A 16,607-nucleotide genomic window follows, 5' to 3' on the forward strand; every position below is an offset into this window, starting at 1 on the left:
AACAAAAAAAAGGGCCATGCGGCCCTTTTATTTTTTTATTGCGAGCGACTAACGCCCGTCGAACGCAACCTCTATCGGCTACCCCTTCTGGCAGGTTACACCATCGGCAGGGTGCCAGGCTGAGGTACGCTCAGCGGTTGGGGAAGTGAATATCGGCGCTTAATCCTTTTTGCCAGTTCGTACCATCGGTGGAAGACCAGACGTCGTTTTTGTAGTCGCTGTTGCCATAGCCGCCAATCAGTACCAACCGTTCGTCGTTGCCGTCGTCGAAGGTCAGCAACTGGTGGCCCTGGCGCGGAGAGAAGCCGCCGGCCGGTGTGGTGACCAGAGTCCACTCAAAGCCGCTGTCGGAGACCCAGATGTCGGCGTTTTCTGCACCGTCATTGTCTGTGCCACCGAGTAGCCAGAGCTGGTCTTTGAAGGCGACGACCTGGTGTTCGCTGCGTGCGGTGAAGGCCAGCTCTTTTGTTTCGTCATTGTCATCCTTCGCGAAGGCGCGCGATTCCCAGTTGTTGCCGTCGTTGGCGACCCAGATATCCGCCACTACGCCGTCTTCGGTTTCACCCCCGAACAGCCAGGGTTGACCTTTCCAGACCACCACTTGATGGCCCTGGCGCGCGGTCAGGGTGAAATCGTTTTCGACGGTGGTTTCGTTGATCCAAGTGACGCCATCACGCGTGGACCACTCATCGCGGACCAGTGTTTGCACGGTGTTGCCTTCGTCATCTATAACGGTGGCGTAGCCGCCCACCAGCCAGAGCAGGCCCTTGAACACCACCAGTTGGTGGCCTGCGCGTGGCTCGAAACCTGGATCGTCGGTTTTCAGTTCCCAGTCGATGCCGTTGCTGGAGGTCCAGACATCGTTCAGGTACTGGCCGGCTGCATCGTAACCGCCGACCAACCAGAGGGCGTTGTCGAAGACGATGACCTGGTGGCCATCGCGGGCGGTAAAGGTGGTGTCCTGCTCGCTGATCTGCTGCGTCCACACCAGGCCGTCGGCCGACGACCAGACTTCGTTATTGGGCAGGCCATTGTTGCTGCCGCCGATCACCCAAAGCTGGCCATCGAAGGCGACCGCCTGATGTTGCTCGCGGGCGCCGAAGTCGGCATCGAGGGTTTGTTCCTGCCAGCTAACGCCATCGGCCGAGGCCCAAACGTCGTCCTGAACGCTGCCGTCGTAACCGGCCAGCAACCAGAGCCGATCGTTGAATGCCACAAGCCGGTGGCCGTAGCGGCCGGAGAATTCAGCGAGCAGTTTTTCCTGGTGCCAGATTACGCCGTCGTCAGACCACCACAGCACGCTGTTGCCCACGCCGTTGTCACCGCTCACCAACCACAGCCGTTGCTTGCCGTCGTGGTTTCTGACCGCGACCTGATGGCTATAACGGGCAGAAAAATCGGCCTGGTTGGTTTCGAGTGTCCAGGTGATGCCGTTGGGTGACGACCAGATTTCATTGCTGGTGTCGGCACCGTCATCGTCGTCATCTTCGGCCAGGCCACTGAACAGCCAGAGCTTGTTGCCGGTGCTGCCGTCGTTAAACACCACCAGTTGGTGTTCAAGGCCGGGCAGGAAGTCGGCAATGTCGACGGTCGAGTCGCTGCTTTGCAGGTCGTTGGTGCGGTCGGTCCAGTTGTTGCCATCGGTCGATGAGTAGACGTCGCTGAACCGGTTGCCATCGACATCAACACCGCCAATCAACCAGAGTACGGGGTCTGCGGTGCCTTGCGGCGTGAAAACAGCCACCTGATGGAAGGCTCGGTTGGAGAAGGTTGCATTGGCGTTGAGTTCGGTCCAGTCGATACCGTTTTTCGACGTCCAGACATCGTTTTCAACCGTGTCACCGTTGCCACCGCCGATCAGCAACAGGTTGTTTTGGAACACCACCAACTGGTGGCCGTGGCGCGCCGGTGGTGGCTTGGTGGAGTCGTGTTTTACCCAGCTCAGACCGTCGGCCGACGACCAGATGTCGGCCAGGTCGTTACCGTCGTTATCTCGACCGCCGACGATCCACAGTTGGTTATTGAAGGCTACGGCGTCGTGATCGTACCGGCCGGGAAACCGATGCGCGCTCAAGCCCGCTTTCACCTGGCGACCGCCAAAATTCAATTGGAAATAGCCGGGTTGTTGCAAGGTGGTGGCTGTGGTGTTCAGTAAGCTGCCGCTTCGGGCCAGCAGCGTTTGGCCGCCATCGCAACCGATGACTTGGTTGAAGTTGCAGTTCGGGTCGCTCGCGGCGGCGATTTCCACGCCATTCAGACCGGCCGACGGCAACAGCCGACTGCGGCTGGTGCCAACCCAGGCGCTGAGTGTGGCGTCGCGGTCGATCACTTCTACCGAAAAGCGGGCTGTGTCGGTGCGTTCACCCAGAGATTGCGTTGCCACGATATAGGCCTGACCGGCCGCCATTGCGGTGACTTCGCCGTTATCGTCCACGGTTGCTACTGCGGTGTTGGTGCTGCGAAAGTCGAGTGTGTCGTTGCCATTAATGGTGGGGTTGCGAAAGCGGTCGCCGACGACCAGCTGGGCAGTGCCTTCCTCTTCGAAACCAAGCTCGGGTGCGGTGCAACCGAATAAGGTGGTGAGTGATACAAACCAGAGTATGGATGCTGGTTTGGTGAACGGACGGATTAGTGATCGGATCATTCCATTGCCCTCATGATGTATTGCTCTGTTGTTGCGGTATGCCGTTGTGCGGGAGCTAAGACGCCCACCGGGGCGCCTGAGGGGCTATTCATACAGAGTGACCGTTTGAGAATTCGTTGGAATAAAAGTGGAAAATTGCAAACGCATGCTTAGGTTGAGACGTGCGTCACATATTTGTTGCGGAAGGTGGTGGTTTTGATTGAAGGGACATTGAAGGGGCTAAGAACCGAAGGGGCTAAGAACCGACGAGCCAGGTGCTGTGGCGATTCATCGGTTAGGCCCACCGATTGCCGGATATGAGGATTAACAGCAAATGCCTGGCAAAGCCGATGCGCTGGATCGCGCGCCGGCCTTAAAACGCGAGCAATAAAAAAGGGCCCGAAGGCCCTTTGTTTATCTGGCTGAAATATCAGCCTTCGTAACGCTGCATCACCAGGGTTGCGTTGGTGCCGCCAAAACCGAAGCTGTTCGACATGATGCGATTCAGCTTTACGTTTTCGCGCAGTTCGGTGACCACATTGGCGTCGCCGGCTTCCGGGTCGAGGGTTTCGACGTTGGCGCTGGCGGCGATGAAATCGCCTTGCATCATCAGCAAGCTGTAGATGGCTTCCTGCACGCCCGCAGCACCAAGGCTGTGGCCGGACAGAGATTTGGTGGAAGCCACCGGCGGCATCTCTTCGCCGAAAACGGTACGCACCGCATTCAGTTCGGTTACGTCGCCAGCCGGGGTGGAAGTGCCGTGGGCGTTGATGTAGTCGATGCTGCCTTCGACGTTTTGCAACGCCATCTGCATGCAGCGCACCGCGCCTTCACCACTTGGGGCAACCATGTTGTAGCCGTCGCTGGTGGCACCGTAGCCGACGATTTCCGCGTAGATTTTCGCGCCACGGGCCTTGGCGTGTTCCAACTCTTCCAACACCAACATGCCGCCGCCACCGGCGATCACAAAGCCATCGCGGTTGGCGTCGTAAGCGCGGCTGGCGCGCTCGGGGGTGTCGTTGTATTGGGTGGACAGCGCGCCCATGGCGTCGAACAGAGAACTCATCGTCCAGTGCTCGGCTTCAGCGCCGCCGGCGAACATTACATCCTGTTTGCCCAGCTGGATCAGTTCCATGGCGTTGCCAATGCAATGCGCGCTGGTGGAGCAGGCAGACGAAATCGAATAGTTCACGCCTTTGATCTGGAACGGCGTTGCCAGGCAGGCCGAAACAGTGGAACCCATGGTTTGGGTGACGCGATACGGGCCGACTCGTTTCAGGCCTTTTTCGCGCAGAATATCGGCCGCTTCGGTCTGGCTGCCGGAATCGGCACCGCCGGAACCGGCGATGATGCCAGTGCGGATGTTCGATACCTGATCGTCTGTTAAACCTGCATCGGCAATGGCTTGCTGCATGGAGACATAAGCGAAACCGGCGGCATCGCCCATAAAACGGATCGATTTGCGGTCGATGTGTTCAGCCAGGTCGATTTCCGGCGTGCCGGAAATGTGGCTGCGCATGCCCATGTCGGCATAGGTTTGGTTAAAGCGGATGCCCGAACGACCGGCGCGCAGGTTGGCGGCAACGGTGGCGGCATCGTTGCCCAGGCACGAAACAATGCCCAGGCCGGTAATCACAACGCGTTTCATCGGTGTCAGCCTCCCATCTGTTCAGGTTTGAACAGACCGACTTTGAGGTCTTTGGCGAAGTAGATGGGCTTGCCGTCGCATTCAACAACGCCATCGGCGATGCCCATGATCAAACGCGATTCCATAACGCGCTTGATGGTCAGTTTATAAGTCACCAGTTTGGCGTCCGGCTCGATCTGGCCTTTGAACGACAACTCGCCTACACCGAGTGCACGGCCGCGGCCTTCGTTGCCACGCCAGCCGAGGAAGAAGCCCACCAACTGCCACATGGCATCCAGGCCCAGACAGCCGGGCATCACCGGATCACCCGGGAAATGGCACTGGAAGAACCAGAGATCGGGATTGATATCCAGCTCCGCGATGATTTCGCCTTTGCCGTTTTCACCACCGGTATCGGTGATCAGGCGGATGCGATCCATCATCAGCATGTTATCGACCGGCAATTGCGCATTGCCCGGGCCGAACATGCGCCCATAGCCGCACTCGATCAGGTCTGCTTTGTCGAATGAATTGGGGCGATCTGTCATAAAAGTCGAATTCTCTGTCGTCAAAAAGGGGGATGGTGGGCGCACGATAGCTGAAAGGGGGTGGCTATTCCATGCCGTGGGGGAAAAAGTGAGTCAAGATTATAGGGGGTTAAGGCAATAAGGGAGGGCGGTTGAAGGTTGCCGTGATTTGACCAACCGCCCTTACCAATCGCCTCTAAAAGTTGATGCCGGTTAATTGGATGTCGGCTCCAATAAAAAGACGCCGCTGGCGCTATCGGCGACGCTGTTGTCGCCCGGCCCATTAACGACCTCGGCGTTAAAACCACCAACGAAATCCTGCCCATTGCTGCCGGTAAACATGCCGCCCATGGCGCCGGTCAGCCCGTAGGCATTGTTGGTGGAGCCGTCGGTGACACTACTACCCCACAAGTTGGCCTCAACAAATGCCCCATCGGCCTGACCGGCGAATCGCATAAACCACGTATCGTGAGCGGAATCTCCATCCGGACTTTCAGCGTAAAAACCGATGCTGCCGTTCACATTCAACGAGTCGAAATTGACGGTCATCGACACTTGCGGATTGCCTACTGCCAAATCCAACGGCAACGAAGCACTGAAGTTGTTATCGACATCACTTAACGTGAACTGACGGGTACCGGACAAGCCGGCCGTTGCCACCGGATCGGCCTCAACATAAAAGAAGGGCGTGTCGATTGTTGCGATGCCATCGGCGCTGTGTCCCTGTGCCGGGTTGGCCGCGTCCACATCCCATATTCCCCAATCCACGTGATAACCATTGCCCAGATCGTGACTCGCCAAAGGTGTCGCACTCATGCCAGCCGGGCTGTGAATGACTGCAGTCGGCAAGCCGGTTTCCGGGTCGGCACCGTCGTTGTATTGGGCGTAGAACGTCGATCCGTTGAGTTGCGCGCCATAGACATAGTTGAGCGGACTGGCGTCGGGCGTAAGCAGAAAACCAAACTGGCCGTCTTGGTTCAACGCCGCCTGTTGCTCAGCCGAGAGCAACGACGACGAGGCGCCGGGGCTGTCTGGCAAACTGTTCTCAACGGTATTGAACGACGGTTGTTTGTCGGTTGTGGGAATCTCAATCAGATTGTCCGGGTCGCTGTCTGGTCCGGTAGCCAAGTTGGCATCGGCCAGGAAAGTTGAGCCAGACGATTCGCTTTGAGCACCCGACTGGCTCTGTCTGTCTGGTGTTTGGGCACCGTTCAACACGGCCGGGGCGATGAGCGTGCCTAGCGGCGCCTGGCCGGGACTGACCTCGGCAAAATTGAAATTGCCACCCAGACCCAGCGCTAGCGAACCTTGGGCGTTGCTGACCACAATGCCACCTTCATAGACCCCAACCGCCAGACGGTCGTTCGTCAAAACCGCTTCATACTGCGTGCCACGGATGCCAATGCTGGCGTTGGGCGTATCGAGCCGGTACGCCTCGCGGTTGCTTTTGCCCAAGCTGCCACTGATGGTGCGCAACCCACCCTCAAGCAAATTCATCAGTACCTGTTCTTGTTGCGTGTCGCTGCTGCCGTGATAGGCATCGATGCGCAAGCGCGACTGTTCGCGCAGTGCCAACACCGCATTGTCGGTAAAGCGCAATTGCAACTGGCTGTTGGCCTCGGTGATCAGGGTATCGCCTGCAAAAATTTCCGCCCGGCGATACAGCACCCGGTACTCGTTGTTGGTATCCAGGGCATAAACATTGCCCGAGGCAATGACGACCTTGCCAACGCTGGCCCATAACGGCAGCGACAGAATCATCAAACCCGAAGTGAATAGTATCCGAAGGAGTGGTTTCAGCAGAGTCATTATCGTCCAAGAACTGCAGCGCCCAGGCGCTTCTCAGCTTCCCGTTTGTGGTGAATGGGTCATTTATTGAGCGGCGATTCTGACCAGCCTGTTCAGACCGAGCTAGTGAACTCGTGGTTCAGTAGGTCGGTATTAGGGGGTTCTGGGGAATAAATTATGAAAAAGATCACGCAATTATTAACTTGGATTGATTAATATTGACCGGTTGGGCAGGAAACTCGCGTTCCTGGTCCAGTACCAGTGGGAGGGAGACAACCCACTAACGTGTGAAATATCTATTCGGAGTAAGAAATATGAAGTACCCAGTAGTGGCCGTAATGCTGACTGCCGTCGTATTACAGGGATGCCAAGTGGAAGAAGACCAAGGGCCGACAATCGATGCCACCGGGCATTGGACGATGACCAGCCAGGTGAATGACGAACGTTCAAACATCATGGTGGTGGATGACAACCGCTTCCTTATTCTGGAAGACGACGACAATAACGAACTGGACATTAACTTCAGCACCGGAACCATGAATCAGTCGGTCACTCGAGCGTCGGGCCAACTGACCAGCGATGACTCCATTTGGTGTGACATCAATTTAGGCGCCGACGAATTCGACTGCGCCGACATGGACGTTACGATATCGGTGGAAAGCGCCACTCGCCTTACCGGCGAAACCCAAGTTGGTGATTTCAACAACAGCATCGTTCTGGAACCGAATGCGACGTTGAATAAAGAAGTTGGCGTTGATGATCTGGTGGGTTACTGGGTGTACCTCGGCACTGCGTCACTCAGTATTCAGGCCGACGGTACCTTCACCGGAACCGATGCCAATAGCGACCCGATCAGCGGTGAGTTTTTTGACATTGGACCCAACGAATTCAAATTCACCGTGAACGCCAGCATTGGCGATGGCAAGCGAGCCGACATACCGGGTCTGGCGTATCTGGATGATGACGGCCGACTCGTCGCCGGTGCCTATCGATTGTTTGATAACGGTGACCATTCCATTTTGGTTGCCTTCTATGAGCATCCGGCGCCTTGATGGGGTGGGGTTGAGTTAAAAAAATGCCGGCTTATGCCGGCATTTTTTATTTGGTTGAGGCTTGGGGTTTTTAGTCCACTCCTATTTCTTGTCCGGAGTATTCTTCCATTACGAAAACCCCATAAACTTCATCATTGTTGTCAGTATCTACAGTTTCCGCACTAAACCCACCAACAAAATCAATATTTTCGCTTTCTCCAGTAAAGACGCCATTAACGCTACCGGCTACCTCATATATTTCTGGAATCTGAAGTTCGACCGTATAGGTGCTGCTATCGAGAAGAGATGCATTTAAAACACTTCCATTTACCTGACCCTCGAAATCAAGAGACCAGGTTTCTACGAAATCGCTGTCACCAAATGTTAGGTTGCCATTGGCCACACCCGAATTAAAAGATGCTTCTAAATAGCCAGAGACATTACTTCCAAAACTACTAAAACCCGTGCTTTCCAACATGCCCACATCTGGCCCTAAAGAAAAGAATCTAGTTCCACGTAGTTCTGCTTGTGTCGGCTCAGCTGTAATGTAGTAAAACGTTTCAATAACTTGCCCTGAGCCAAAGCCTGAATCGGATCCAGCTAAGGCCGTTGTAGGCTGTTCAACGTTGGCGTTCCATTCTTCCCAATATATATCCCCAAGTTCACCATAACTCCCATTGTCATCTGCGTAGCTACTGTCATCAGGCCTGATAACCAAGTTTGGTGAAACTAAATCCTGCTCTTGTTCATCTAAATTTTGCGAGCTAAAGGCGATAAAAAATGGGGAGTTGGTATCTTGTAAATTTTCAGTTATGCCTTGGTATCCAAATACTGGCCCACCAGGGAACATAAGTTCACCATCAGTCCCTGTAGTCGAAGGTGAAAACACTAAAATGACAGCGGTAGAATTATTATTAATTGCGGTTACTTCATCTTCCGTTAATTCAACTACGCCTGGCCCGCTCTCACTCTCATCTTGTCGATTCAGCTCTTCCTCCAGCGCATCCTCTAACGCACTGAAATTAAAATCATCGGCAGTGAAACCGCCAACGTCGTTCGCAACCGAAGCTGTATCGTTAGGGTTGTTATCGGGCGATTGATTGGCGGCGTCGTCATTTAAATCGCCATCGCTTTCGTCGCTGCCGTCATCCGATTCTTCTTCGTCGGATTCCTCGCCTTCTTCATCCGTTTGCGGCGTGTTTGGCACATTCAAATTCGCCGGCGGGTTCAGCAAGCCCTGGGGCAAATTGCCGGCCTGAACTTGTGCGAATACGAATTCGCTGTCGAGGCCGAGGTTTAATGAACCCTGGTCGTTGGTGAGCACGATGCCGCCTTCGTATACGCCCACGCTCAAGGTGTTCGATTCAAATACGGCCTCGTAATGGGTACCGCGAATGCCGATGCTGGCATTGGGGGTGCGCACCTGGTAGGCGTCGCGTTCGGATTTGCCAAAGCTGCCGGAAATGGTGCGGAAACCGCCGCCGAGCAAGTCCATTAATACGCGTTCGGGTTGGGTGTCGCTGGCGCCGTGGTATTCGCTGATGCGTAATTGGGAGTCGGCGCGTAAGGCAAGAATGGCGTTGTCTTCGAAGCGCAATTGCAACCGGCCGTCGGTGCCGGTGATCAGGGTGTCGCCTTCAAACACATCGGCGCGTCGTTGAAGCGGTCGGCGTTCGTTCTGGGCGTTGACGGCGTAAACATCGCCTGCGGCGATGACGACTTTGCCAGCGGCCGCATAAAGCGGGAGGGGTAAAGCCAACAACAAACCAACAAGGAAAAGCTGCAACTTCTGACTTATGCAATCCATGGAGCATCCTGCTTAATTGAACTCAATCAGGCGAGTCTGAGTGTCCCTGTTGTTCGTCGCTATACAGACAATGCCTCAGTGCCGACGACGTCCTTGCCGCTCGGTGGTGTGGCGAATAGCGTGCCTGACTTCAGCCCTTTTCCACTGAAAGTTGACTGAAATTTGATCAAGCCTACGCCAGTGTACGACAGAATTCTGTTGGTCTTTGTAAGCAGAAACGACCGGATTTTCCGACGGGGTCAAAATGCCGCCGGGAAATCCGGTGGGAAACATTGCGAGGCGTCAAGGGTTCGACGCCATCGATAACCTTAATTAACGCCTTCGCCTTCCGTCAGCAGGTAGACGCCGTAGAGTTCGTCGGTACTCACCGTCTGTGCATCCTGCGTGGTCAGGGGGTCGGCAATGGATGCATTCACGCCGCCGACAAATACCAGATCGTCATCCGGGCCGGAGAAAATACCGTAGACGCCGCCGGTCAATGCGTACGAGTTCTGACTCTGGTCCACCAGATACGCCGACTCACCGCCAATCAAACCCACCATTTGCGTGCCAATGATTACTCCTTCGTATTGAATGGACCATTGGTTTGAACTGGGCTCAATAAATGTCAGGTTGCCCTGTGCGGACAGGTCGCTGAAATTAACGTTGAGATCGCCCGAAAAACTGGTGCCCGTCGGCAGGTTTGAACTGAAACAACCGGACGAACATTCACCGCTGCTGAACGAGCGTTCGCCGCTCAATTGTGCCGTGGTCGAATCCGCCAGCACGTAATAAAACGGCTGGTCGATGGTGCCGGTTTGTGCGCCGGATTCGGTGTTGTGGTAGGTCTGCGCAGAGTGATTGTCCGAGGCGTTCCAGATGCCCCATTCCACAACGTCGCCATTGCTGAGCGTGAATTTTTCCAGCGTGGTCTGTGTCAGTCCTTCGGTTTTTACGATGCCGACTACGGTGTCTGTTGCCGGGTCAACGTCGTCCAGCGGTAGCAGAACTTCTTCGGCTTCGTCGCTGAATATTCCGTAGAAGGTATTCCCGCCGGAGACGGCCGCAGCGTAACTAAATAACACGTTCAGCGTGGCAAACGAGTCGTCGTCAGAGGTGTTGGCGCTGTCGTTGAATGAGCCGGCTGCAAACACCAGAAAACCGGTCTGGTCGCTGCTCGCTAACGCCTGTTCTTCGGCGTCGGTTAAACGGGGGTCGCCGCGCAGTTGTTCGGCGCTGTCGTTCAACACATTTTCCAGGGTATTGATGGTGAATTCATCGGGGTTGGTGACGAGCGCATCGGGTTCGGGGTTGGTCGGACTGTCGGTGGATTCAACATCCGCATCGCTGAGTTCGCCGTCGTCGTCTTCGGTGTTTTCCGAGCCGTCGGTTTCGTCGTTATTTTCGCTGTCACTGTTGCCGTTGTTTTGCGGGCGCAAGCGTGTGCTCGGAATGTTCAAAATATCCGGCGGGTTCAACAGGCCGCGTGGGGTGTTGTTAGCGGCTACTTCGGCAAACAAAAAGTTGCTGTCGCGGCCCAGATTCAATTCACCGAAATCGTTGCGAACCGAAACGCCGCCGTCGTACACACCGACGGTCAACGTATCGGATTGAAACACTGCTTCGTAATGCGTACCGCGAATGCCGATGCTGGCATTGGGCGTACGCACCTGATACGCATCGCGCTCCGACTTGCCGAAGTGGCCGGAAATGGTTCGGAAACCACCGCTGACCAATTCCATCAACACACGCTCACCGCGTTCTTCGGTGGCGCCGTGGTATTCGCTGATGCGCAGTTCTGAATTGGCGCGCAGTGCAAGAATGGCGTTGTCTTCAAAACGCAATTGCAATTGGCCGTCGTCGCCGGTGATCAACGTATCGCCTTCAAACACATCAGCACGTCGTTGCAGTTCCCGACGTTGGTTTTGCGCATCAACGGCAAACGCATCGCCTGCGGCAATGACTACTTTGCCTGCGGCAGCCAAGAGCGTGGAGGGTAGGAGTAAACAAAGAACAATAGCGAGACATGGCCCGGTAACGGGCAGCAATCGTTTCATACAACATCCTTCACAAAACGATGGTTAATTTTAAGAGTTAAGTTTTAGGTTGCGCATCCCTAGCGCGGGTGGGGTGACAAAGCCAGAAATTAAGAGTTGGGAATTATTCTATCTCCGAAGGAATTCCATTCGTTTGATCCATGGTGAAAATGCCATAGGCTGCGGACGATCCGTCGCCATTTTCAGCGCTGAATCCGCCTACAAAATCTATGGCACCACTGGTGCCGGTAAAAATTCCACTGACATTTCCAGACAGGGAATCTGAACCACCAATTTGACTGCTGAAAGTATCGGTGTTGCCGCCGCCCCAATTGATCGATACAGAATCGACGAGCGACGCGTTTAGCACCGTTCCATTGATGTCGCCTTCAAAGCCCATTTCCCAGACTCCTGAATCGGATTGGAACTGTAGAAATCCATCTGCATCAAGGTTCTGGAAATCGACCTTTAATCCGCCAGCCGCTTCTGAAATTCCACCCATACCATCGACAGCAAAGCAGCCATCACACATTGAAAAATTCATCGTGCCAGAGAGTTTGGCCTGTGTGGGTTCGGCCTGGATAAAAAAGAATTGCGATGCGCTACCGCTACCGGAATCGAAATCCGACGTGCTGCCAACCTCGATATCAACGGATTCGTCCCAATGTTCCCAATTCACTGATTCGGCTAACCCACTGCCGATTTCATCGGCACCGGACGTTCCGGCAAGTCCATCCGGCCGCAACACCAGATTGGGCAGATAAAAACTGCCGTCTAATTCAGTGCCGTTTTGGGTTTCATAAGCGACATAAAGGTTGCTGATGTTTTGCCCACCAACCTGAGCGCTGTAGGCAATGATCGGGCCTTGGCCCGATGGCGATTGCCCCGGCGCAAACACCAGAATTCCAGTTACGGCGACGTCACTTTTCAGCGCATTAATCTCACTGGTCGTTAACGCCACCACGCTGTTGGGATCCTGCTGATCGATTTTTTCATCCAGGTCGTCTTCGATGGCGCTGAAATTAAAATCGTCGTCGCTGATGTCGTCCGCGTCAGGTATCGGCAGGTTGGTGTTGTCCGGGTTATTGCTTGGCGGCGGGTTGTCCGACGGGTCGTTTATGTCGGGCAGCGGCGCTTCTTCGCTGCCATCGGATTCATCGTCGCTGGCTTCGTCGGATTCTTCGCCATCGTCTGCTGGTGGCGCGTCAGCTTGTGGCGTGTTCGGTACGTTCAAGTTGGCTGGCGGGTTCAGTAAACCTTGCGGTAGGGCGCCCGATTGAACCTGGGCGTAGAGGAAGTCGCTGTCTAAACCAAGGTTAATGGTGCCCAACTCGTTGGTGACCGAAATGCCGCCTTCGTATACGCCCACACTCAGGGTGTTGGAATCAAACACCGCTTCGTAGTGCGTGCCGCGAATACCGATGCTGGCGGTGGGCGTGCGGACTTGATACGCATCGCGATCCGTTTTGCCGAAACTGCCGCTGATGGTACGGAAGCCGCCGGCCAGTAAATCCATCAACACGCGCTCGCCCTGGGCACCGTCGGCGCCGTGGTATTCGCTAATACGCAGTTGTGAATTGGCGCGTAACGCCAGAATGGCGTTGTCTTCGAAGCGCAGTTGCAGTGTGCCGTCGGCGCCGGTGATCAGGGTGTCGCCTTCAAACACGTCGGAACGACGTTGCAGCAGCCGGCGTTGTTCCTGGGCGTTTACCGCAAAGACGTCACCGGTGGCGATGACTACTTTGCCGGCGGCCGCCCACAACGGTGCCGGTGTCAGCAGCACCAACAGCAGCAATAAAAGGTGTGGGCGTAATAATCCTTTCATGACACGACTCCTAGAACGTCAGCGTGACTGATTGATTGATCACCAACCGGTCCCGCTCATAGGCATTGATGTTCGAATCCAGCCATTCAAACCGACTGCCAGTGCGGGTTTGTAACCAGGATGCCGGTTGCCAGCTCAGCCCTATGTCGGCGGTGATGAGTTGGTCTTTGCGCACCTTAGTTTGGTTGTTGCTGTTGTTTTGCAAAAACAGCAGGTCGTCGTCCTGGTAGGTGCGCAGGTCGTGACGGAAGGCTACGTCGGTGGTCCATTTGCCAGATAACTGCCAGCCCAGGCTGTAGCGGTTGCTGATGCCGTTCCATTCCAGATGGCCGTCGTTGTTGCCGCCCCGACGGAAACGCACGAATTGGCTGTCGAAGCGATGGCGGCGATTGTTTTCAGCCGCAGTAAACAGAACGCCAATGGCGTCGGTGCTGCTGTCGGAAGCGTCGTCGCTCTGGGCAAAACCCATATTGAGCTGGGCCGCCAGTCCGCCTTCCAACGACGCGAATAACGGCGTCGTGGCCTGGCCGCTTAAGGCCGCCGAGAACTGATAGGCTTCGCCGCCGAGCAGGCTTTGGCTCAGGTTGGTCGATATCTGCGCACGCGATTTACGCGGCAAAGCGCGTTGCAGGCGGTATTGGCCGGTGATTCGGGTTTGGTTGAAAGAATCGTCTTCCAGGTACTGCGTGGCCTGGCCGAGGAAGCCGAAAACGTGGCCGGTTTTTAAGCTGGTCGGTTGCACCAGACGGGCGCCAAAACGGTACTGGGTGTAGGCGCTTTCGATGGCCAGCGACTCGTCACTCAAGTCGGTCAGGCCGAGCAGGTTCGGATCGAGCTGCCCATCCAGATTGCCGCCGCCATTGATGTTGGTGTCGTAGCCGCCTTCAACGCCAGCGAACAGATTGAACTGACGGTCACGGGCGCGTTCGATGGCGGTGATGCGATCCAGAAACGCCTCGATGTTGGTGCGCACCTGCGGCGGCGGATTGGTCTCCAGAACGCGTTCAAATTCGGTTCGTGCCCGCACCAGGTTGTTGTTGGCGTAATAGGCCCGCGCCAGATCGAGCCGGGCGCGGTGCTGTTCCGGTTGCATGATCAGCACCCGTTCGAGCGCAAAAATGGCTTCGCGGGTTTCGCCGTCGTGCAGCAGCAACTGGGCGTAGAAGAAGTCGAAACGGGGCGTGCCTTCGAAGCGATCCAGCAGCTCCGGTGCCATGATGCGCGCTGGCTCCCAATCACCGGCACGAATCATGCTGATAAACTCTTCGAGCACGGGGCCGTTAACATCCTGGTCCAGTGCGACAACTGGACCATTTGAATTGGGTGTGGATTGAGATTCGGCCATGGCCGAAAGCGGCAGGGAAACAACCAGGGTGACGCTCCAGGCAAGGGCAGGGCGTCGGCCAAAAAAGGAAGAGAGGGCCATGTTACATCGTCCGTGGTCAGTGCTCTCGCCCCAGAACGCAGTTTGGCGTGCCGATAACTGCAATAATCGGGCAGGGAACTACTTAAGTTGTGCGTTGGTTGCTATGCTTAGACGCAGTTTGTCTATCAGTTCGCAAAGTAGTCCGAAAAACTGCGACCAACATGCGGTCAGTCCATTTTTTGAAAAAGAAATTGACCACTTTGTGATCAGTTTAACAGTGAACCCATTTCGTTGAGAACCCCTGGGTCACTGGAGCAGTAACAAAGGAGCCCTAATGGGTTTGGACTTATCAGATTCGCTGAATAAGCACGTTTTACTGGTCGACGATTTTGCCAACGTGCGTAAGTCGATTAAGAGCATGATTACCTCCATCGGGCTGCGCAACGTCTTTGAAGCGGCACATGGCAACGAAGCAACCCGCATTGTGCGGGAACAAAAGCTCGATATCGTCATGTGCGACTACAACCTGGAAAAGGGCAAAAACGGCTCGCAGCTGCTCGAAGAGTGGCGCAAGCGCGGTTGGCTGTCGCACGAAACCTTCTTTGTGATGATCACCGCAGAAACCTCGCGCGACCGCGTTATGGGCACGCTCGAATTCCAGCCGGATGACTACCTTGCCAAACCCTTTGCTCTGGACACGCTCAAGCAGCGACTGGTGCGTTGGATGGACCGCCAGGAAGAGTTGCGGCCAGTCAATGCCGCTCTCGACCGTGGCAACTGGGAAGAAGTGGCTAAGATGTGCCGCGACCTGATCAAGAACAAGAGCCGCTACCGGCCCTGGGCGCAGCGTAAATACCACCAGGCGTTGCTGAAAACCGACCGTCTGGACGATGCCACCAAGTTCCTCGGCATGGTGTTGAAAGAACGCGAATACCCCTGGGCACGGCTGGAAGTGCACCGCATTCAGGTGGCGCGCAAGGAATTGCCAAAAGCCGAAAAAGGCTTGCGCACGCTGATCAGCAAAGAACCCAACCTGATCGATGCTTACGACCTGCTGGCGCAGGTGCAGAACATGCTCAAGCAACCTGAGCATGTGCAGCACACGCTGGAGCAGGCGTTGGAGCGCTCCCCGCTGAACATTCCGCGTCAGCGCAGCCTGGCGAAAGTCGCCACCGGTAATGGCGACCTGGCGACGGCTACCCGCGCTTATAAAGAAGTGGTCAATCTGTCCGAAGGCACCATGCATGACTCGCCCGACGTCTACAAAGACGCCCTGCGCGCCACCCGGACCCGCATGGCGCTGGAAACCAACGAAGCCCAGCGGCGTCGGTTGCGGCTCGATGCGATGACCTACTTAAAGAAGTTGATGAAGAACTTCCCGGACGATGCCGATGGCGATTTGGTGTCGCGTGCATACCGGGCCTTTTTGAACGATCCGCAGGACGTTCGTGCCCGCGCCGACGGCTTTATTAAAGAGCTGGCGCAAAAGGCGTCGCGCAAGATGGAAGAGTTGTCGCAGGACAGCGCCGTGGATATCGCCGAGATCATTTATGAAAAGGGCGAGAACGAACTGGCCGACGAATTGATCGACAAACTGCGCGATTATCACCGTTCGTCCAAGGCTTTCCTCGATCGCCTGAATCAGGTTCAGACCGAGCCAAAGACCACCGCCGAGATGCGCGAAAAGGCGCACCACCTGAACATTCAGGGCATCGAGCACTACAAGAAAAAACGCTACTCCGAAGCGGTGGGCCAGTTCGAAGAAGCGCTGGAACATTCGCCACGCCACCCCGGCATTATTCTCAACCTGGTGCAGTCGAGCCTGTTGGAAGTGGGTACGGGTACGCCGTCGAAACAGCGCCTGGATCAGTGCGTGGAGTTGGTCAAACGGATCAGTTATTTGCCGCGTGACCACTATCAGTACGAACGCTATCTGACCATTCGCACCAAACTCAATGATTTGACCGACGGCGCTGTTGTCGCGCAATGACGAGGCAA

At 55.6% G+C, this 16,607-nt stretch carries 10 protein-coding genes; 2 read left to right on the forward strand and 8 right to left on the reverse strand.

The window, feature by feature from the left end; all coding sequences use genetic code 11:
* Positions 1 to 130 precede the first annotated feature (130 nt).
* The 4 genes from DW349_RS06605 to DW349_RS06620 all read right to left on the reverse strand — a co-directional run bounded on the left by DW349_RS06605 (position 131) and on the right by DW349_RS06620 (position 6,538).
* Positions 131 to 2,644, reverse strand: a complete 2,514-nt coding sequence (locus tag DW349_RS06605; RefSeq protein ID WP_108124722.1) for a Kelch repeat-containing protein — start codon at positions 2,642 to 2,644, stop codon at positions 131 to 133.
* A 409-nt stretch (positions 2,645 to 3,053) separates the two neighbouring features.
* Positions 3,054 to 4,271 (reverse strand): beta-ketoacyl-ACP synthase I, encoded by a 1,218-nt coding sequence (fabB, locus tag DW349_RS06610; protein WP_108124721.1) that lies wholly within the window; start codon positions 4,269 to 4,271, stop codon positions 3,054 to 3,056.
* Positions 4,272 to 4,276: 5 nt separating this feature from the next.
* The gene (fabA, locus tag DW349_RS06615; RefSeq protein ID WP_108124720.1) at positions 4,277 to 4,798 is read right to left on the reverse strand and encodes a bifunctional 3-hydroxydecanoyl-ACP dehydratase/trans-2-decenoyl-ACP isomerase; all 522 of its coding nucleotides are present in this window, start codon (positions 4,796 to 4,798) and stop codon (positions 4,277 to 4,279) included.
* 192 nt (positions 4,799 to 4,990) lie between these two features.
* Positions 4,991 to 6,538, reverse strand: coding sequence for a FecR family protein (locus DW349_RS06620; RefSeq protein ID WP_157954281.1), 1,548 nt, complete (start codon positions 6,536 to 6,538; stop codon positions 4,991 to 4,993).
* A gap of 341 nt (positions 6,539 to 6,879) precedes the next feature.
* On the opposite strand from DW349_RS06620, the gene DW349_RS06625 reads away from it, so the two are divergent.
* The gene (locus tag DW349_RS06625; protein WP_157954280.1) at positions 6,880 to 7,617 is read left to right on the forward strand and encodes a hypothetical protein; all 738 of its coding nucleotides are present in this window, start codon (positions 6,880 to 6,882) and stop codon (positions 7,615 to 7,617) included.
* A gap of 70 nt (positions 7,618 to 7,687) precedes the next feature.
* Here the strand turns inward: DW349_RS06625 and DW349_RS06630 are convergent, their stop codons facing one another.
* From DW349_RS06630 to DW349_RS06645, 4 genes are all read right to left on the reverse strand, one after another.
* Positions 7,688 to 9,403, reverse strand: coding sequence for a FecR family protein (locus DW349_RS06630; protein WP_108124717.1), 1,716 nt, complete (start codon positions 9,401 to 9,403; stop codon positions 7,688 to 7,690).
* A gap of 308 nt (positions 9,404 to 9,711) precedes the next feature.
* A complete protein-coding gene (locus tag DW349_RS06635) occupies positions 9,712 to 11,439 on the reverse strand; it encodes a FecR family protein (RefSeq protein WP_108124716.1) in 1,728 nt (575 codons plus the stop codon).
* A 103-nt stretch (positions 11,440 to 11,542) separates the two neighbouring features.
* Positions 11,543 to 13,243, reverse strand: a complete 1,701-nt coding sequence (locus DW349_RS06640; protein ID WP_108124715.1) for a FecR family protein — start codon at positions 13,241 to 13,243, stop codon at positions 11,543 to 11,545.
* A gap of 10 nt (positions 13,244 to 13,253) precedes the next feature.
* Entirely contained in the window at positions 13,254 to 14,669 is a 1,416-nt protein-coding gene (locus DW349_RS06645; RefSeq protein WP_108124714.1) for a tetratricopeptide repeat protein, read from the reverse strand.
* A 274-nt stretch (positions 14,670 to 14,943) separates the two neighbouring features.
* Between DW349_RS06645 and DW349_RS06650 the strand changes: the two genes are divergently transcribed.
* Positions 14,944 to 16,599, forward strand: coding sequence for a tetratricopeptide repeat-containing response regulator (locus tag DW349_RS06650; protein ID WP_108124713.1), 1,656 nt, complete (start codon positions 14,944 to 14,946; stop codon positions 16,597 to 16,599).
* Positions 16,600 to 16,607 lie beyond the last annotated feature (8 nt).

It is taken from the genome of Saccharospirillum mangrovi, from assembly GCF_003367315.1.
Lineage (GTDB): Bacteria > Pseudomonadota > Gammaproteobacteria > Pseudomonadales > Natronospirillaceae > Saccharospirillum > Saccharospirillum mangrovi.